The organism is Latilactobacillus parasakei (assembly GCF_049674265.1).
Classification (GTDB): Bacteria; Bacillota; Bacilli; order Lactobacillales; family Lactobacillaceae; genus Latilactobacillus; species Latilactobacillus sakei.
In genome coordinates this window covers 216,460-234,053 of the sequence record NZ_CP186861.1, presented here as the reverse complement: position 1 = coordinate 234,053, position 17,594 = coordinate 216,460, and the positions used below count along the sequence as shown (strand labels likewise).

Below are 17,594 nucleotides of genomic sequence, written 5' to 3'. Positions count from 1 at the left end.
GGAGGTTTTTGATATGTTAACAGAAGAACGGCACCAAGCCATCCTGGATTTATTACAACAACAAGATGTCGTCAAAATGAAAGCGTTATGTCGCTTATTAGACGCATCAGAGTCCACTATTCGTCGTGACCTTCAACTTTTGGAAGAACAAGGGTTGGTCACTCGAATTCATGGCGGTGCTAAACGCCTCAATAAATTACAGGTTGAATTAGGGCAAATCGAAAAAACGAGCAAAAACGTTCACGAAAAAAATGAAATTGCTAAGTTTGCAGCTTCTAAGATCCAATTAGGGTGCGTCATCTATCTGGATGCCGGCACAACGACTCAAGCAATCATCCCTTATTTAACACCTGAAATGAATTTAACCGTTGTCACTAACGGGGTTGATACAGCTTCACTTTTAGCTGATCATCATATTCAAACCTACCTATTAGGTGGCCGGGTTAAAAATAAGACCAAAGCGATGGTCGGTGCGGGCGCCTTAGAAACACTGCTCCAATTTCAATTTAACCAAGCGATTTTAGGAACTAACGGTGTTGACCAATATTCAGGTTTAACAACGCCCGATCCTGAAGAAGCAACGCTCAAGCGATTTGCGATTCAACAGGCTAACCAAACGATGGTCCTAGCTGATCATACAAAATTTGATGCCGTTTCATTTAGTAAATTTGCCGAACTTGCGCAAGTTCAACTGATTACCGATCAACTCTCCCCTGCACTACGTCAAACTTATCAAACACATACAGATTTACAGGAGGTTTTATAGTGATTTATACGATTACGGCGAATCCATCAATCGATTACGTCATCCAACTTGAAAAACTAAATACAGGTAACGTCAACCGCGTTCAATCTGACGTGAAGCTACCTGGTGGTAAAGGGATTAATGTTTCAAGAATCCTTGCTGAATTAGCACTCCCTAGTGTTGCGCTAGGTTTTGTCGGTGGCTTCACCGGTCAATTCATCCAAAACAAACTCAATAATGCCTCTATTGACTGTCGCTTCACAGAAGTTGAAGAAGATACACGGATTAACGTCAAGTTAAAAGATAGCGTTGAAGAAACTGAAATCAACGGCCAAGGCCCTCACGTTTCAGATGGTGCTGTTGATAACTTGAAGCAACAATTGGCTAAATTAGAAGCCGGCGATATCGTCTTCATGTCAGGCAGTTTGCCACCTAACTTACCTGCTAGCTTCTATAAAGACTTGATTCCAATGATTCAAGCGCACAATGCTGAATTCGTAATTGATACAACTGGTCAAGCCTTATTAGATACTTTAGCTGAAAAGCCATTGGTGATTAAACCCAACCACCATGAACTAGCTGAATTATTCGACACGCAATTTGCTAACCAAGGTGAAATCATCGCTGCCGGACGCAAATTATTAGACAAAGGTGCCCAACACGTATTGGTCTCAATGGCCGGTGATGGCGCCCTCTTAATTACACCAGACCACGCTTATCTCGGTGGCACCCCTAAAGGGACTGTGATTAATTCCGTTGGTGCTGGTGATTCAATGATTGCCGGCTTTGTCGGGACATTCGCGCAACATCACGATGCACTAGCTGCTTTCAAAACAAGTCTTGCTTGTGGCAGTGCCACAGCCTTTTCAGAAGATTTAGCGACTAGCGCTAAGATTAACGAACTCTTACCACAAATTGAAATCACACAAGTTGATTAATTTTAAATACAAAGGAGATTTATTATGAACATCCAAGATTTACTCTTAAAAGATGCGATGATCATGGATTTACAAGCAACGACTAAAGAAGCCGCTGTTGATGAAATGGTTGCCCGCTACAAAGATATCGGTGTTATCACAGATGATGCCCTCTATCGTAAAGATATTTTGGCTCGTGAAGCCCAATCATCAACTGGGATTGGCGAAGGCATTGCGATGCCCCATGCCAAAGATAGTGCTGTTCAACGCGCAACTGTTTTATTCGCTAAGAGTCAAAACGGGGTTGAATACGACGCATTAGACGGCCAACCCGTTTACTTGTTCTTCATGATTGCTGCTCCAGAAGGCGCTAACGATACGCATTTACAAGCCTTAGCTGGTCTTTCATCACTTTTAATCAACCCACAATTAGTGGCTGATTTAAAACTAGCCCAAACACCTGAAGACGTCCAAGCACTCTTTGCTAAGGCTCAAGCAGCCAAAGATGCTGAAGACGCTAAGGAAGAAGCAGAAGAAGCTGCTAAAGCGCAAGCCGCTGCCGCAACACCTGCTGATGAACAAAAACCATTTATCGTTGCTGTGACAGCTTGCCCAACTGGGATTGCTCACACTTACATGGCCGAAGCTGCCTTAAAAGAAACAGCTGCTAAAATGGGCATCGATATCAAAGTTGAAACAAATGGTTCTGAAGGGGTTAAACACCAATTAACAGCCGATGATATCAGCCGTGCAACAGGTGTCATCATCGCTGCCGATAAGAAAGTCGATATGCCTCGTTTCAACGGCAAACATCTCTTGAACCGCCCTGTTATCGACGGTATCAAAAAACCTGCCGAATTGATCCAAAAAACATTGGATGAAGAAGGTTCAATCTTCCATGCAACAGAATCACAAGCAAGCGAAGAAGCTTCAGCTGATAAGAAAACACTTTGGAGCCGTATCTACCAAGATTTAATGAATGGTGTTTCAAATATGTTACCATTCGTTGTCGGTGGTGGGATTTTAATGGCCATCTCATTCCTATTGGAACAAACAGTTGGCGCTCATTCAACAACCTTTATTTTCTTGAACTCATTAGGTAATAATGCTTTTAACTTCTTAATTCCAGTACTTGCTGCTTACATCGCGATTTCAATCGGTGACCGCCCCGCTTTAATGCCTGGGTTTGTCGGCGGGTATATGGCCAGTCAAGCAACAGCTAGTGTGATTTCTTCTGATAGTCCTGCTGGTTTCCTTGGTGGTTTAGCTGCTGGGTTCATTGCTGGTTGGGTGATCGTTGGTTTGAAGAAAGTCTTCAAGAACTTACCACAAACATTAGATGGTTTAAAACCAATCTTGATTTTCCCTGTTCTTGGGCTATTGATTGTCGGCTTTATCATGTTCTTCATGGTCAACCCAGTCTTTGCTCAAATTAACCTCTGGTTGAGTACATTCTTAACGCACTTAGGTGCCGGTAATGCATTATTGCTTGGTGCAATTTTAGGGGGTATGATGTCCGTTGATATGGGTGGTCCTTTCAATAAGGCTGCTTATACCTTCGCAATCGGTGTTTTCACAACCACTAAAGATGGTTCATTAATGGCCGCTGTTATGGCTGGTGGGATGGTGCCACCATTGGCAATCGCCGTTGCTGCAACAATCTTCAAAAATAAATTTACGGGTAGTGAACGGAAACAAGCCTTTGCTAACTACGTCTTAGGGATTTCATTCATTACTGAAGGTGCTATTCCATTTGCTGCAACAGATCCATTGCACGTTATCGTTTCAAGTGTCATTGGCTCAGCAATCGGTGGTGGTTTAACCCAATTATGGCAAATCACTGTTCCGGCACCTCATGGTGGGATTTTCGTAGCCCCACTTGCTAACCACGGTTTACTCTTTGTCCTCGCTGTATTAATCGGGACATTCGTCAGTGCTTTAATCTTAGGCCTTTGGCGTCCAGTTGCTAAAGAAGCTTAATTAAAAAAAGTCGCAGTCAAATGACTGCGACTTTTTATTTGCCTTGAAAATCAGTATTATGCTTTTGCTTCCATTCGTTAATATAATTTAGACGTTGTTTCATCCGCCCTTCATTCCCTTGTTCCGTTGGCCGATAATAGATGTGATCAGCAATGCTATCTGGTCTTGTCGGCATCGTCGTCAACTTATCATCATAAAAATGCGCGAGCTGATAGCCTTTGCCATAGCCAACTTCCTTCATTAACTTTGTCGCTGCATTCCGGAGGTGTAATGGCACTGGTTCATCAATCGTTTTTTGAATATCCTTTTTAACAGCCATCCGCGCTTTATATGTCGCATTAGACTTTGGTGCAAGCGATAAGTAAAGCACACACTGGGTGAGATGAACATCACACTCCGGCAAGCCTAGCGATTGGCAGGCCTGAAAAACGTTCATCGCTAAATTCAACGCGTTATTATCCGCTAACCCAATATCCTCGCTTGCAAACCGGACGAGGCGCCGGGCAATATAAATCGGGTCTTCACCACCATCAATCATCCGACCTAGCCAATAAATGGCTGAATCCGCATCGCTATTACGCATCGACTTATGCAAGGCCGAGATAATGTTATAGTGCTCCTCACCATTTTTATCGTAGTAAGCCGTTTTCTTATTTACCAATTCGCCAAGCAAATCGCCGTTCACAGTTACTTGATGGTCCTGCACGTCACTATTGATCACAAGCATCTCTAAAATATTGAGCGCTGTCCGAGCATCCCCATTGGCAAAAATTGCAATCTGGTGTAATACATCAGCGCTAATCTGGACAGTTAAATCCGGAAAAGCTTGTGGTGCTTTTATTACGCGCTGTAAAAGTTCAGTAATATCATCTTCGGTCAGTTGTTTCAAAATAAAGACGCGTGAACGCGACAGCAACGCTGAATTAATTTCAAACGATGGGTTCTCAGTTGTCGCACCAATGAGGATAATACTGCCCTTTTCAACATACGGCAAAAAGGCATCCTGTTGCGCCTTATTAAACCGGTGAATTTCGTCAATGAAGACAATCGTTCGTTCACCCAGTTGGCGATTGGTTTCGGCCTCATTCATAATCTTCCGAATTTCCTTAATGCCGTTCATCGCGGCACTAAACGTGATAAAATTCGAAGCCGTTTTCCGTGCAATAATTTCGGCTAGCGTCGTTTTACCAACACCCGGTGGACCCCAGAAAATCATTGAAGTCACTTGATCCTTATCAATCATTTCCCGTAAAAATTTACCCGGCCCAACCAAATGCTTTTGACCAACGAAGCTGTCTAAATCAGATGGCCGAACGCGGTTGGCAAGTGGGGCATTCATTGCCATTTCTTGATCAAATAATGAGGTTTGTGTCATTTTTTCACCCGATTTCAGTTGTCGTTAGTTGAAACTTTTTAAAATGCGCCCGAAGATAACTTAACGTTAAGCTTTCAGTCTGTGAAGCGACCAATTCAGATGGTGTTCCACTGGCCATCACTTGACCACCTTGGCTGCCGCCTTTTGGGCCTAAATCAATTAAATAATCAGCATTCGTCATCAAATCAAGGTCGTGGGTAATCATAATCACCGTTGCGCCTTTGGCTTTTAATTGATTAATAACGCCCATCAAGGTTTCCACATCCCGTGGATGCAAGCCAACAGATGGTTCATCGAAGACGAATAACGTCCCGGTCCGTTTTTTATTCAAATGTGTTACTAACTTTAGCCGTTGCGCTTCGCCACCTGAAAGACTTGGCGTACTTTCACCAAGGTGCAAATACCCTAAGCCGATCTCTTTAAGAATCTTGAGTTCTTTCAAGATGTTAGGTACGTCCGCAAAAACCGGTATTGCTTCTTCTACTGATAAGGCCAATAAATCCACAATACTATAACCCTGCCACTTAATCGCCTCAATTGCCGGCTTATACCGTTTGCCCTGACATTCTGGACAAACTTCTTCCATATCTGGTAAGTATTGAATATCCAAAATAACACTGCCCAGACCACCACAATTGGGACAGGCGCCTTCTTTATTGTTGTACGAAAAATGGGCAATCCCATAATTGTGAGCTTGCGATTCCGGTAGCCCAGCAAATAATTTCCGAAGATTCGTCATGATGTTAGTATAAGTGGCTAAAGTCGAACGCGTATTTTTACCAACTGGTTTGGCATCAATGCTTACTACCGCTGTTAAATCCGTCGTTAACTGTGTCACCTGTTTGGGAAGTTGCTCATGCTTGTGATGGGCTTCAATCGCCGGTACCAAACTATCCAAGATTAAACTTGTCTTACCAGCCCCCGAGAAACCAGAAACTGCCGTAATTTGATTATCTGGTATTTCAATGGTCACATCGCGCAGATTAAAATACTGGCCAACCGCCATTGTCGTTCGAACACCTGAAGCTTGCGTTGCTACTTTGGGATACAAAATATTGGCCCGACCGGCGATGTATGGTCCAATTAATGATTGTGGGTCTTGCACTAAATCGGCCGGCTTGCCTTGTGCAATCACCTGACCGCCATTGCGACCCGCTGCCGGGCCAATTTCAATCACCCAGTCGGCTTGGCTAATGATGTTGACTTCATGATCAACGACCACTAATGAATTGCCCTGCGCCACTAACTGTCTGAAAATATGAATTAAACCTTCAACGTTATCCGGATGCAACCCGATTGATGGTTCATCCAAGACATACAAAACACCGGTTGTTGCCGTTCTTAAGGTCCGCGCTAATTGTATTCGTTGGAGTTCGCCAGTCGATAATGTATTGCCATTCCGCGACAACGTTAAATAGTCGAGTCCTAATGACAATAATGGCTGCAACGTTTCTAATAAGTTCTTAAACAAAATGGTTGCCATTTGTTGCATCTCGTCTGGTAAATCGGCTTTAGTAGCCGTTACCCAAGTGCCAAGTGCCCCTAGCGTCATATCAGAAACTGCTGCAATATTTTGCCCGCCAACGGTTTGCGTTAATAGTTCGGGATTGAGCCGTGTCCCATGACATGTTGGACAAGTTGAAAAATGAAAAAACGAATTGACCTTGGCCATCGCACGATCACTTTTGACCGATTTCAAAGATTCATAAACGGCGTCGTAGGCATTTTCATAAAGCGTATTTTCCGTACTAAAGACACGGCCTGTTGACGTGTGAAAATCGACCGCGTATTTATTCCGCTTACCATGCAAAATAATTTCTTTTTCCTCGTCCGTCAAATCTTTATAAGGGACATCAATTCGAACCCCAATATGCGCTGCGACCGTTGGCATAAAGTTCCGCCCCGGTAAACGCCACGACGCAATTGCCCCATCTTCAATACTAAGATTTTCATCCGCAATGATTTTGCGATCATCTAGCGTTTGAATTTGGCCAGTTCCATGACATTCTGGACAGGCACCTGCTGAATTAAAAGCGAAATCCTCAGCCGATTTAGCCATAAATTCTACCTGACAAGTTGGACAGGTAATGACACCCATTTTATCGCCAGCTAAATCCATCGCTTGCGCAATCTGCAAACTAGGTTGAATCTCATGCCCGTTCGGACAACGCGTCGTGCCTAAGCGTGAAAAAATTAACCGCACAACATTAAAAATTTCACTCATCGACCCCACTGTCGACCGTTCTGAAGGGACACTGGGTCGTTGTCGTAATGCGATCGCCGACGGAATATGCCGCACTTCTTGCACTTGCGAGCGTTTATTCTGCGTAATACGCCGCCGTGTGTAAGTCGAGAGCGCTTCTAAGTAGCGCCGTGAGCCTTCCGCGTATAAAATGCCCATCGCCAATGAGCTTTTACCAGATCCTGAGGGCCCCGAAATCGCCACAAATTGGTTCAAAGGAATATCGACATTAATATTTTTTAAGTTATTGACGTTACCGCCCCGCACTTCAATCTGCGTTGGTTGTTTAACTGCCATGATTAACCTTCTTCTTTTTTAGATTGACGGTTAAAAGTCGCCGCTTCTGCTTCTAAATTTGCTAAAATTCGTTCCAAATAACCATCAACGGCTGTTACTTCCGCATCGGAAAAACCTTTATAAAAAACGGCACTCAATCGTTGACTAACATCATCCCCGACACTTTGTTGCGCTGTGCCAAGCGGTGTTAAATCAAAAATGCGCTTGCGCTTGTCGACTGGTGATTGTTCGCTAATCAATAATTGCTGTTTTTCAAGCCGATGAAGCATTAACGACAAACTACTATTAGCTAAACCGGTGACTTGTGCCAATTCCGTTGCCGTTTGCGGATGGCGGTCCCACAACGCTGACAAGATTTTACCTTGTTCCGCATTGTAGCGCGCCCGCTGATCCGCTAATAGATAGCGATTAAATAAGCGTGTATTCAGCAACCGAATCTTCAAGGTTAAATAGCCGCCTCGTTTCGTTTTCATCCTAATAACCCCTTATTTGTTTTTATATCAACATTAATTATATATTACTATATAAAACTAATTTTAGCGAATAAAAAACATCGCGGCTACCCACGATGCTTCTATAGTAACTGTTTTAATTGTTCCGCTTGCACACTACGGACTTCTTCTACAACCACCAACGCCTTAACATCGATTTGTGAGACAACCGGCACCAAAGTCGCGAGTTGTTTCGCCGTACAGATAACATACAACATCGGTCGGTCGTTTTGGCTGTAATAACCTTGGGCCTTAATAATTGTAATCCCTTGTTGAAACTGCGTCGACAACGTTTCAGCAATCGTTTCGTATTGATCTGAAATAATCGTTACCGCACGCTTAGCCCCAAATTTAGCCAATAGTTTATTCAAAACAACTGCTGATAAATACAATTCAATAATCGTTAAGAGCATATTTTGGAAACCAATGATCAATCCCGACGGAATGGCCACAATTAAATCGAAAAAGAGCATCGCAGAGCCATTCGGGATTCCTAAATAGCGATTAACAATTTTCGCCAGAATCGTACTACCGGCAATTGTCCCCTGGCAATGAATAATAATTGCCATTGCAATCCCCATCAAGACGCCACCAATCACCGTTGGAATTAAAGTTTGCGTCGTATGGTAGCCGATAAAATGCGGTAGCTTTAAAAAGAGTGAAATCCAGATTACCGCCCAAACTGAATACCAGATGGTTTGGCGCTCAAGGTATCTAAAGCCAATCACCACTAATAGGCCATTTAGAACTAGATTCGTAAAAGCCGGCGGAATCGCAAGTGCATAATACCCAATCGCGGTGAGTCCGGTCACACCACCCTCACCGATTTGATGGGGAATCAAAAAATCGTTAATGGCGATGGCATAAATAAAGGCCCCAATGATAATGCCCAGTCCGTTTTTTAAAATTACTTTTTTCTGCATTTGTGTCACTTCCCGTTCCAAATTAGAATAAGCGTATCATACATTGGGGGCTAGATAAAAGAGTCATTTTAGAGCAACTTGGAACTACCAAAAAACGCCACAAGGATTGCCCTGTGACGTTCACCAATCTTTATTTAATAATACCTAAATCGATCATCGATTGACCGGTTGCAATGATCGAATCTGCTGCCGATCTTGGTTGCCAATCTAAAAGCTTTTTAGCTTTTTCATTACTTGTATCGGCGTATTTACCCACTAAAGTCGCTAACATTCGTAAATCTGGTTTGAATGTCGCTGCTAGCTTAATAACACTATTGGGAATTGTCTTTTGCGGTAACCGACTTGCGTATTGTGGGAAAGCATCACGTAAGACATGGGCCACTTCTAACATAGATAATGTTTCACCAGTGGTTGCTAAGAAGCGTTCGCCATCTGCTTGTGGTGCAGTCATCGCTAATAGGTGTAAACTTGCAACATCGCGGACATCGACGTACCCTGATTTTACTTGTGGCACAGCCTTAACTTGGCCATTTAACAGTTGTTCAACTTGCACGTTTGAATGCGAATAAACGGCTGATAAAACAGGGCCCATAACACCAACCGGGTTGACAGCTGCTAGTGATAAGCCTTGCCCTTCAGTTTTAATGAAGTTCCAGGCCGCCTGTTCAGCTAACGTTTTCGATTTTTGATAAGGGTGAATATTTTTAGCACTTAAATCTGACCAGTCGGCTTCAGTGTAAGGTGTTTGTTGATTAGGATGCCCCGCACAGATTGCCCCATATGCAGAGGTTAACACGACGCGCTTAACATCCGCATCGCGAGCGGCTTTTAAAACCATTAAGACACCATTCACTGCCGGATTAATCATTTCAGATTCATCCTTAAAATTTAATTTAGGCGTTGGTGAGGCCACATGCATGACGTAACTGACCCCAACCATCGCCGCTGGCCATTGCTCTGGATGTTGCAAGTCGGCTTCCACGAATGATAAATCTTCAATATTGGTAATCCCGTTTGCTTGCATGCTGGTGACAATTCGTTGACTCTTAGCCATTGAACGCACCGTTGTCCGAACTGCGTAGCCCTGTTCTAATAATTGTAAAATAATATGTGATGCAATAAAACCACTACCACCAGTTACTAATACTAATTCTTTCATCTTCAATTCCTCGCTTTCGTTACACTTGTAACATCTATGGCTTTATATTAAAATAAAAAACGTTCACAAACAAGCGATTCATCAGCATCTGTGACAGAAAGGCGGAATTGTTATGGCAGCGACTAACCATGCCCAAGCAATCAAACAAGATTCCCAAGAATACCTCACTACCGCATTATTACAACTCCTAGAGGCCCATCAATTTGAAGATATTACAGTCACCCAAGTCGTGAAACGTGCCGGTGTCAGTCGAATGGCTTTTTACCGCAACTTTGATTCACTCGAACAGGTCTTAATCGATTATTTTACACCCATTATCGAAACACACTTCAAGGCCGTCCTACAGCAACAATCCGCGGAACTTAAGTTAGCGGCCCTCTCGACATTTTTTATCGAATTAGAAGCGACTCTGAAACTGGCGGCCAAACGTGGCTTCGAACCGATCGTCCGCGACGTCTTCACGGACAATATTCAGCAGTTTTATCAAACAATTGACCCCTGGCGGTCACTGGATGCGATTCGGCAAAAATATTACGTGCAATTCATGGCGGTTGGTGTCTACCAAATTTGGCGTGATTGGTTACTAGGCGGACAAAAAGAACCCTTATCATTTATTCATCAACTATTAGCAAATTTACAACATCATATGGATCTGGCTGTTAGCCAACCATTAGCGGATTAAAAAAACGTTAGGCTAGACAATGATTTGTCCGACCTAACGTTTTTTATAGTGATAATTTAATGGTTTGTGCAACTGTCTTCGAGATCCCGAGTGCTTCAAGTTCTTCAACAGACGCATCTTTTATATGCTTCATCGAGCCAAAATTCTTCAAGAGTTTCGTCCGCGTTTTCGGACCAACCCCCTTGATATCATCCAACTTAGAACTCAACGAATTCTTACCACGCAACTGGCGGTGAAAACTAATCGCAAAGCGATGGACTTCATCTTGAATTCGCGTCAATAAGTAAAAACCCTGACTCTTAGGATCAAGCTGGATTGTTTGATCGGCTTCACCAAATAATAACGAAGCTGTTTTATGGTGATTATCCTTAACCATCCCCGCAACTGGAATTGTGAGCCCTAATTCGTTTTCTAAGACGTCTTTGGCGGCATTGAGTTCAACTACCCCACCATCCATTAAAATTAAGTCAGGCAGCGCTTTGCCCTCTTTTAGCAAACGTGAATAACGGCGATAAATCACCTCACGTGTATTGGCATCTTCGTTGGCGCCGGCGCGCTCTGCCGTCTGGGTTAATTTATACTTCCGATAAAGCTTCTTCTCAGCGCGGCCATCAACGAATGTGACCATCGCCGACACCGGATCAGTCCCTTGAATATGCGAATGATCGAATGCTTCGATAACATGGCCATGGGGTAAGCCGAGTGCATCCATAATTTCATCTTGCGCACCAACCGTCTTGCGATTATCGAGTTCCAATAAGCGAAACTTTTCTTCTAATACCAGACGGCTATTTTTTTGCGCCATTTCCATCAAGGCTTTTTTCTCTCCCCGTTGTGGCGTTCGAATCGGTACTTGCAAAATATCGGATAAGACTTGTTTTTCGATCCCATCTGGCACAAGAATTTCTCGTGGTAACACATTATTCTTACGGTTATACCATTGGAGAATAAAGGTCGCCAATTCTTCTTCCGGCGTATTGACACATGGAAAGAGGCGTTTTTCCCGCCGAATTAAACGCGCTTGGCGAATAAAGAAGATTTGAATCGACAACCAGCCTTTATCCATGTAAAAGGCAAATAAATCACGCGGTGTATGATCGTTAGAAATAATCTTTTGTTTTTCAACAGTTGCTTCAATATAGCGTAATTGATCACGCAACTCAGCAGCCCGCTCAAATTGCATCTCCTGGGCGGCCGTCGCCATTTTCTCCGTTAAATCCTTCTTAACATTGTCGACTTGCCCGTTTAAAAAGCGTTTAATTTTCTTAATCTGTTCGGTATAGGCTGCTTCTGGTACTTCTTGGAAACAAGCGCCCAAGCACTGCCCCATATGATAGTACAAACAAGGGCGTCCTTGATGGCCCTGACAGCGCCGCAAGGGGTAAACACGTTGCAAGAAGCGTAAAGTCTCCTGAGCCGCATAAACGTCCGGATACGGACCAAAATAATAGCCACCATCTTTTTTGACATCCCCAGTAATCAATAAGCGTGGGTCACGTTCATTGGTAATCTTGATGTACGGATAGCCCGTGCCCCGTTTTAACTTGATATTAAAGTAGGGTTGGTGCTTTTGGATTAACGTAATTTCCAACAAAAAGGCCTCTTTATTTGTCGATGTAATGATTGTTTCAAAATCGACAATTTCAGAGACCAATTTGGCCGTCTTACCTTCGTGGCTACTCTTAAAATATGAGCGGACCCGGTTCTTCAGGTTCTTGGCCTTACCCACGTAGATAATCTGTGCGTTAATATCTTTCATCAAATAACAGCCCGGCAAGGCTGGTAATAAGGCTAATTTATGTTCGATATGTTCACTTGCCAAAAACACCACTCCTTTAATCCAAAACAAGTGTTCGTTCCTATATTTTACGTGTTTTTGGCTAAAATGCAACTATCGACGATTATTGCGCTAAAATTTTAGCTAGGAATTGTTGGGTCCGTTCTTCTTGTGGATGTTCAAAAAGTTGCGTTGGTGTCCCTTTTTCAACGATTTGGCTGTCTGCCATGAACCAAACTTCATCAGCTACTTCCCGTGCAAAGCCCATTTCATGGGTGACAACGACCATTGTCATACCTTCTTGCGCCAAATCTTGCATCACCTTCAACACTTCACCCACCATTTCTGGATCGAGCGCTGATGTTGGTTCATCAAACAATAAAACATCTGGTGACATTGCAAGTGCTCTGGCAATCGCGATCCGTTGCTTTTGCCCACCTGACAGTTGGTCGCTATAAGCATCGGCCTTATCGGCTAATCCAACCCGTTCTAACAACTGTTGTGCTTTTTGGGTGGCTTCTTCTTTTGATTGATGTTTAACCTTTTGTGGTGCGAGTCTTAGGTTATCCAAAACCGTTAAGTTAGGGAATAGATTGAAATTTTGGAAAACCATCCCCATCTTAGTCCGCATTTGGTCCAATTGTTTTTCAGAGAGACTCATCAAGTCGGTCCCTTCAAAAAGAATTTGACCACTTGTTGGTTCTTCTAACCGGTTCAAGCACCGTAACAAGGTACTCTTCCCACCACCTGAAGGGCCGATGACAACAATCACTTGACCGGCTTCAACATCACCACTAACCCCGTTTAAAACAAGGTTATCGTCATATTTTTTAACTAATTGATTAATTTTAAGCATGTTGCATCTTCCTTTCAATATGGTTGAGTAGTTTCGAAAGACTAAAGGTTAAGATAAAGTAGATGACCATTGCGACAAAGATGGGTGCAACCCCTTTGTAAGTCGCTGATTGAACCACTTTTAATTGGTAAATCAAATCCGTCACACCGATAATTGAAACGATTGAACTTTCCTTGATTAATGAAATAAATTCGTTGCCTAAGGCTGGCCAGATGTTCTTCAAAGCTTGTGGTAAGATGATATACCGCATTGTATCGTGTTGTGAGAGCCCCAAACTTCTTGAGGCTTCCGTTTGACCAGCGTCAATCGCGTTAATTCCTGAACGAATAATTTCAGCAACGTACGCAGCACTGTTAAGCGAAACGGCAATCACACCAGCGAATAAAGCTGGAATATTGACCCATAAACCAATCCCGAAGTAGACAAACATGATTTGAATCATCAATGGTGTGCCCCGGACGAATTCGATATACATCACGGCTAGGCTGTGGAATAGTTTATTCTTAGAAAGTCTTGCAAAGGCGAGTACAACCCCAATGAAGATCCCGATAATGATTGAAATAATTGTAATGAATAAGGTATAACCAATCCCTTTAGCGAAATAAGACCAGTAGTGCCACATACTTGTATTGTGCGTGTTCGTTTTCATCAAACTACCCGCACTCTTTAAATATTGCGGAATTAATTTTTGTTGCTTAATTTGAGCGATACTCTTATTAGCAGCGGCGACTAAAGTTGGTGAGTTCTTTGGAAATGCAATCGCTGAACCTTGCATATCTGCCCCTAAGTTAAATTTACCATCGATTTGAACTAATTCAGGATCATTGCTGGCATAAGCAGTCGCCACTGGTTCTTCGGCCACAATCCCGTCGATTTTATGACTCTTAAGCGCTAATACTAAATCGGGTACTTTTGTTAAACCTGTAATCTGCGCACTTTTAATTTGTTTTTTAGCTAATGTTTGTTGGAGACTCCCCGTTTGGACCCCAACCTTCTTACCGATAAAACTATTTTTTGATTTATAAATCTTGGCGTCGGCCTTATTGACGAGGATCGATTGACCACCTAAGTAATAGACATCCGAGAAATCGACACTCTTAGTCCGTTCATCAGTTGGTGACATCGCTGAAATTACCATATCGACCTTGCCAGTTTCTAGACCAACTAACAACGCGTCAAAATCCATTGACTTAATCACTAACTTAACGTGTAAATCGTCAGCAACCTTTTGTGCGACATCAATATCCATCCCAACGGTTTTATTTTTGCCGTTTTTATTCACTAAAAATTCATACGGTGCATAATCTGGGCTTGTCCCCAACACTAATGTCTTCTTAGCTTGAACGCGACTAACCGTCTGCCCCGCGGCTGATACAGCTTGGTTATTCCCCACTAATAGCGCCACTAGCAAGGCTAATGGTAGTAAAATGAATGCTAAACTTTTTTTGATAGTCATTTGATCCCCTCCTATGATGTTTTTCATAATACACTACTATAAATATTTATGCAATATTTATTTATAAATTAAGAATAATTGGCGAACTGATTTTTATCTGGTATGATAGACTCACATCAGAAAAGAGGGATATTATGGGCTTAAAAGTAACACGTCAAACAGATTTAACTAGTTTATTCGACAAATTTGCATCAATTCCCGGCGATCGGGAAAAAATGGCAGCTGAAGTTGAAGAAACGGCTGAAAAATTAAAAGAAACGGAATCAAAGACAACTAAAAAAGAATAATCAAAAAGAGGTGCGGACAAAATTACTTTGTCCGCACCTCTTTTTTAATACCTGACTTATAGCCCACGCTTTAATTATTCTGCGTGTCGTTCTGGATAACGTTCTTTAAGCTTTTCAATATTTTCTTGTGCTACTTTTTCAAAGTCGACGTTATTCCATTCAGCAATCTGTGATAGATACCAGAGGACATCACCAATCTTCTTGGTAAGTACTTGTTCATCTAGTTGGTGGCCTTGGAATGTATATTTTTTGACAATATCCACGACTTCGCCACTTTCGCTAGCTAAACCTAATGCCAAGTTCGTTAAAACTTGTTCATTACCATATAGCGTTCTGTTCGCTAATTTTTGGTATTCATTAAATTCCATTAACGACGACCTCCAATATCACATTGTTGTTCAATCCATTCCCAGACGGTATCCTTACCAGCACCAGTCAACGCACTGAAGCAGACAAACTTATCAACGGGGTTAAAATCAAGCGCCTCTTTAATGATCTTTTCTTGGCGATTCCATTTCCCAGTTGAGATTTTATCCATCTTAGTAGCAACGACTAAAACTGGAATATCGTAATACTTAGCGAAGACATACATTGCAATATCGTCATCAGTTGGTTCATGACGACCATCGATCAATGAAATTAAGCCGCGTAAATTATCCCGATTAGTGAGATAAGCCTCGATAATTTGCCCGAATTTTTCCCGTTGTTTCTTAGAAACCTTCGCATAGCCATAACCAGGCACATCGACGAAATAAAGTTCATTTTCAACACGGTAGAAATTTAGGGTTTGCGTCTTCCCTGGCTTACTTGATGTCCGTGCGTAACTCTTACGATTAATTAACTTATTAATCAAAGAAGATTTACCGACATTTGAGCGGCCAGATAACGCGATTTCAGGTAATTGGTCAGTGGGGTACTGCGAAGCAGCTACCGCACTCATCACCATTTCAACTTCATGTACTTCCATAATAACCTCCGATTATTTCCTTCGAATGCTAGTTTAGCATAAATAAATAATTATTGCGCCGTTGACTTATTTTCAAATCCATGTTTAGCGGCACCCTTATGTAAAAAAAGTTGCCGGGTCGATTACGCCCCGACAACTTCATAGTCATTATGACGCTTCTTGACCATCAGCTAAGAAAAGTTGTGGTTTAGCAGTGCCATCAACGGCTTCTTTTGTCACTAAGACTTTGACAACGTCTTCGCGACTTGGTACATCAAACATCATATCCATCATGACTTCTTCGATGATTGAACGGAGGCCACGCGCACCGGTATTACGTTCAATTGCAAGGTGCGCAATCGCATGTAATGCCTCTGGCGTGAATTCTAGTTCAACATCGTCTAAAGCCATCAATTTACTATATTGTTTAACTAAGGCGTTCTTAGGTTCCGTTAAGATCCGAACTAAGTCGTCTTCAGTTAATTTTTCAAGTGCAGCCGTGATTGGAATCCGACCAATGAATTCAGGGATAATCCCAAATTGCATTAAATCTTCCGTCACGATTTGTTGCATCAAGCTTTGATTTTCATCAACCGCTTGGCCAGCTTTGCTACCAAAACCAATCGTCTTTTCACCTAAACGGTTTTTAACGATTGTTTCGATGCCATCGAAGGCCCCACCAATAATGAATAAAATATTGGTTGTGTCGATTTGAATCAATTCTTGTTGTGGGTGCTTACGTCCACCCTGAGGTGGCACGCTAGCAATTGTCCCTTCAAGGATCTTCAAGAGTGCTTGTTGCACCCCTTCACCAGAAACATCACGCGTAATTGAGACGTTTTCGCTCTTCTTGGCAATCTTATCAATTTCATCAATATAAATAATGCCACGTTCAGCGCGATCAACATCAAAATCAGCGTTTTGCAAGAGTTTCAAGAGAATGTTCTCAACATCTTCACCAACATAACCGGCTTCCGTCAACGTCGTGGCATCTGCAATCGCAAATGGGACGTTGAGGATCCGTGCTAAGGTTTGGGCTAAGAACGTCTTACCTGAGCCAGTAGGCCCGATTAAAGCGATATTACTCTTTTGAAGTTCAGTATCACCTTTTTCGGCAACTGTCATTTGGTTAACACGTTTGTAATGGTTATAAACGGCAACTGAGAGCGCCTTTTTAGCTTCTGTTTGACCAATGACATAATCATTTAAAATTGCAAGAATTTCGCGTGGTTTTGGTACTTCTAATAAGTCATTAACAGCTTCATCTTTAAATTCTTCATCGATAATTTCTTTACAGAGATCGATACATTCATTACAGATATAAACACCAGGGCCGGCCACAATCTTCTTTACTTGATCCTGTGATTTACCACAAAATGAACAAGTAACAGGGCCGTTCGTTGTTTCTGTATCATCTAACATACTGGGATTCTCCCCTTCCTATACATCTATCATAGCAGA

General features: G+C 42.5%; 16 protein-coding genes. 5 read left to right on the top strand and 11 right to left on the bottom strand.

Annotated features, from left to right (window positions below):
* The first annotated feature begins 13 nt into the window (after window positions 1–13).
* Genes ACPBEH_RS01195 through ACPBEH_RS01185 form a run of 3 tightly spaced genes read left to right on the top strand, consistent with a single transcriptional unit; the run spans window position 14 to window position 3,642 of the window.
* Complete coding sequence (locus ACPBEH_RS01195; protein ID WP_025015744.1) at window positions 14–766, top strand: DeoR/GlpR family DNA-binding transcription regulator; 753 nt, start codon at window positions 14–16, stop codon at window positions 764–766.
* Window positions 766–1,683 (top strand): 1-phosphofructokinase, encoded by a 918-nt coding sequence (gene pfkB, locus ACPBEH_RS01190; protein ID WP_424349419.1) that lies wholly within the window; start codon window positions 766–768, stop codon window positions 1,681–1,683. The genes ACPBEH_RS01195 and pfkB overlap by 1 nt, the downstream gene beginning before the upstream one ends.
* Before the next feature lie 24 nt (window positions 1,684–1,707).
* Window positions 1,708–3,642: a PTS fructose transporter subunit IIABC gene (locus tag ACPBEH_RS01185; protein ID WP_407128590.1), complete on the top strand. Its 1,935-nt coding sequence runs from the start codon at window positions 1,708–1,710 to the stop codon at window positions 3,640–3,642.
* Window positions 3,643–3,676: 34 nt separating this feature from the next.
* Here the strand turns inward: ACPBEH_RS01185 and ACPBEH_RS01180 are convergent, their stop codons facing one another.
* The 5 genes from ACPBEH_RS01180 to ACPBEH_RS01160 all read right to left on the bottom strand — a co-directional run bounded on the left by ACPBEH_RS01180 (window position 3,677) and on the right by ACPBEH_RS01160 (window position 10,129).
* A complete protein-coding gene (locus tag ACPBEH_RS01180; RefSeq protein ID WP_424349418.1) occupies window positions 3,677–5,017 on the bottom strand; it encodes a replication-associated recombination protein A in 1,341 nt (446 codons plus the stop codon).
* Window positions 5,018–5,021: 4 nt separating this feature from the next.
* Window positions 5,022–7,556, bottom strand: a complete 2,535-nt coding sequence (locus ACPBEH_RS01175; RefSeq protein WP_424349417.1) for an AAA family ATPase — start codon at window positions 7,554–7,556, stop codon at window positions 5,022–5,024.
* Between the two features lie 2 nt (window positions 7,557–7,558).
* The gene (locus ACPBEH_RS01170; RefSeq protein ID WP_424349416.1) at window positions 7,559–8,029 is read right to left on the bottom strand and encodes a MarR family winged helix-turn-helix transcriptional regulator; all 471 of its coding nucleotides are present in this window, start codon (window positions 8,027–8,029) and stop codon (window positions 7,559–7,561) included.
* A gap of 101 nt (window positions 8,030–8,130) precedes the next feature.
* Window positions 8,131–8,970, bottom strand: coding sequence for a YitT family protein (locus tag ACPBEH_RS01165; RefSeq protein WP_424349415.1), 840 nt, complete (start codon window positions 8,968–8,970; stop codon window positions 8,131–8,133).
* A gap of 130 nt (window positions 8,971–9,100) precedes the next feature.
* Window positions 9,101–10,129 (bottom strand): SDR family oxidoreductase, encoded by a 1,029-nt coding sequence (locus ACPBEH_RS01160; protein ID WP_424349414.1) that lies wholly within the window; start codon window positions 10,127–10,129, stop codon window positions 9,101–9,103.
* A gap of 112 nt (window positions 10,130–10,241) precedes the next feature.
* On the opposite strand from ACPBEH_RS01160, the gene ACPBEH_RS01155 reads away from it, so the two are divergent.
* Entirely contained in the window at window positions 10,242–10,811 is a 570-nt protein-coding gene (locus ACPBEH_RS01155; protein WP_094365739.1) for a TetR/AcrR family transcriptional regulator, read from the top strand.
* 43 nt (window positions 10,812–10,854) lie between these two features.
* On the opposite strand, the gene uvrC is transcribed toward ACPBEH_RS01155, so the two are convergent.
* The 3 genes from uvrC to ACPBEH_RS01140 all read right to left on the bottom strand — a co-directional run bounded on the left by uvrC (window position 10,855) and on the right by ACPBEH_RS01140 (window position 14,900).
* Window positions 10,855–12,633, bottom strand: a complete 1,779-nt coding sequence (gene uvrC, locus ACPBEH_RS01150) for an excinuclease ABC subunit UvrC (RefSeq protein WP_016265206.1) — start codon at window positions 12,631–12,633, stop codon at window positions 10,855–10,857.
* A gap of 79 nt (window positions 12,634–12,712) precedes the next feature.
* A complete protein-coding gene (locus tag ACPBEH_RS01145) occupies window positions 12,713–13,444 on the bottom strand; it encodes an amino acid ABC transporter ATP-binding protein (RefSeq protein WP_112206204.1) in 732 nt (243 codons plus the stop codon).
* The gene (locus ACPBEH_RS01140; protein ID WP_424349413.1) at window positions 13,437–14,900 is read right to left on the bottom strand and encodes an ABC transporter substrate-binding protein/permease; all 1,464 of its coding nucleotides are present in this window, start codon (window positions 14,898–14,900) and stop codon (window positions 13,437–13,439) included. The genes ACPBEH_RS01145 and ACPBEH_RS01140 overlap by 8 nt, the downstream gene beginning before the upstream one ends.
* A gap of 134 nt (window positions 14,901–15,034) precedes the next feature.
* Between ACPBEH_RS01140 and ACPBEH_RS01135 the strand changes: the two genes are divergently transcribed.
* A complete protein-coding gene (locus ACPBEH_RS01135) occupies window positions 15,035–15,187 on the top strand; it encodes an SPJ_0845 family protein (protein WP_011374758.1) in 153 nt (50 codons plus the stop codon).
* Window positions 15,188–15,261: 74 nt separating this feature from the next.
* Here ACPBEH_RS01135 and ACPBEH_RS01130 read toward each other — a convergent pair whose 3' ends face one another.
* The 3 genes from ACPBEH_RS01130 to clpX all read right to left on the bottom strand — a co-directional run bounded on the left by ACPBEH_RS01130 (window position 15,262) and on the right by clpX (window position 17,555).
* Window positions 15,262–15,555 (bottom strand): nucleoside triphosphate pyrophosphohydrolase family protein, encoded by a 294-nt coding sequence (locus ACPBEH_RS01130; protein WP_011374759.1) that lies wholly within the window; start codon window positions 15,553–15,555, stop codon window positions 15,262–15,264.
* Window positions 15,555–16,154 (bottom strand): ribosome biogenesis GTP-binding protein YihA/YsxC, encoded by a 600-nt coding sequence (gene yihA / locus ACPBEH_RS01125; RefSeq protein ID WP_011374760.1) that lies wholly within the window; start codon window positions 16,152–16,154, stop codon window positions 15,555–15,557. The genes ACPBEH_RS01130 and yihA overlap by 1 nt, the downstream gene beginning before the upstream one ends.
* A 147-nt stretch (window positions 16,155–16,301) precedes the next feature.
* Window positions 16,302–17,555 carry an ATP-dependent Clp protease ATP-binding subunit ClpX gene (gene clpX / locus ACPBEH_RS01120; protein ID WP_011374761.1) on the bottom strand — a complete coding sequence of 418 codons (1,254 nt, stop codon included), beginning with the start codon at window positions 17,553–17,555 and terminating at the stop codon, window positions 16,302–16,304.
* Window positions 17,556–17,594: the final 39 nt, after the last annotated feature.

Excerpts from the sequence above, each read along its gene's own strand:
- ACPBEH_RS01195 (WP_025015744.1), top strand. The coding sequence starts at position 14 with ATGTTAACAGAAGAACGGCACCAAGCCATCCTGGATTTATTACAACAA.
- ACPBEH_RS01185 (WP_407128590.1), top strand. The coding sequence starts at position 1,708 with ATGAACATCCAAGATTTACTCTTAAAAGATGCGATGATCATGGATTTA.
- ACPBEH_RS01180 (WP_424349418.1), bottom strand. The coding sequence starts at position 5,017 with ATGACACAAACCTCATTATTTGATCAAGAAATGGCAATGAATGCCCCA.
- ACPBEH_RS01175 (WP_424349417.1), bottom strand. The coding sequence starts at position 7,556 with ATGGCAGTTAAACAACCAACGCAGATTGAAGTGCGGGGCGGTAACGTC.
- ACPBEH_RS01170 (WP_424349416.1), bottom strand. The coding sequence starts at position 8,029 with ATGAAAACGAAACGAGGCGGCTATTTAACCTTGAAGATTCGGTTGCTG.
- ACPBEH_RS01165 (WP_424349415.1), bottom strand. The coding sequence starts at position 8,970 with ATGCAGAAAAAAGTAATTTTAAAAAACGGACTGGGCATTATCATTGGG.
- ACPBEH_RS01160 (WP_424349414.1), bottom strand. The coding sequence starts at position 10,129 with ATGAAAGAATTAGTATTAGTAACTGGTGGTAGTGGTTTTATTGCATCA.
- ACPBEH_RS01155 (WP_094365739.1), top strand. The coding sequence starts at position 10,242 with ATGGCAGCGACTAACCATGCCCAAGCAATCAAACAAGATTCCCAAGAA.
- ACPBEH_RS01145 (WP_112206204.1), bottom strand. The coding sequence starts at position 13,444 with ATGCTTAAAATTAATCAATTAGTTAAAAAATATGACGATAACCTTGTT.
- ACPBEH_RS01140 (WP_424349413.1), bottom strand. The coding sequence starts at position 14,900 with ATGACTATCAAAAAAAGTTTAGCATTCATTTTACTACCATTAGCCTTG.
- ACPBEH_RS01135 (WP_011374758.1), top strand. The coding sequence starts at position 15,035 with ATGGGCTTAAAAGTAACACGTCAAACAGATTTAACTAGTTTATTCGAC.
- ACPBEH_RS01130 (WP_011374759.1), bottom strand. The coding sequence starts at position 15,555 with ATGGAATTTAATGAATACCAAAAATTAGCGAACAGAACGCTATATGGT.
- yihA (WP_011374760.1), bottom strand. The coding sequence starts at position 16,154 with ATGGAAGTACATGAAGTTGAAATGGTGATGAGTGCGGTAGCTGCTTCG.
- clpX (WP_011374761.1), bottom strand. The coding sequence starts at position 17,555 with ATGTTAGATGATACAGAAACAACGAACGGCCCTGTTACTTGTTCATTT.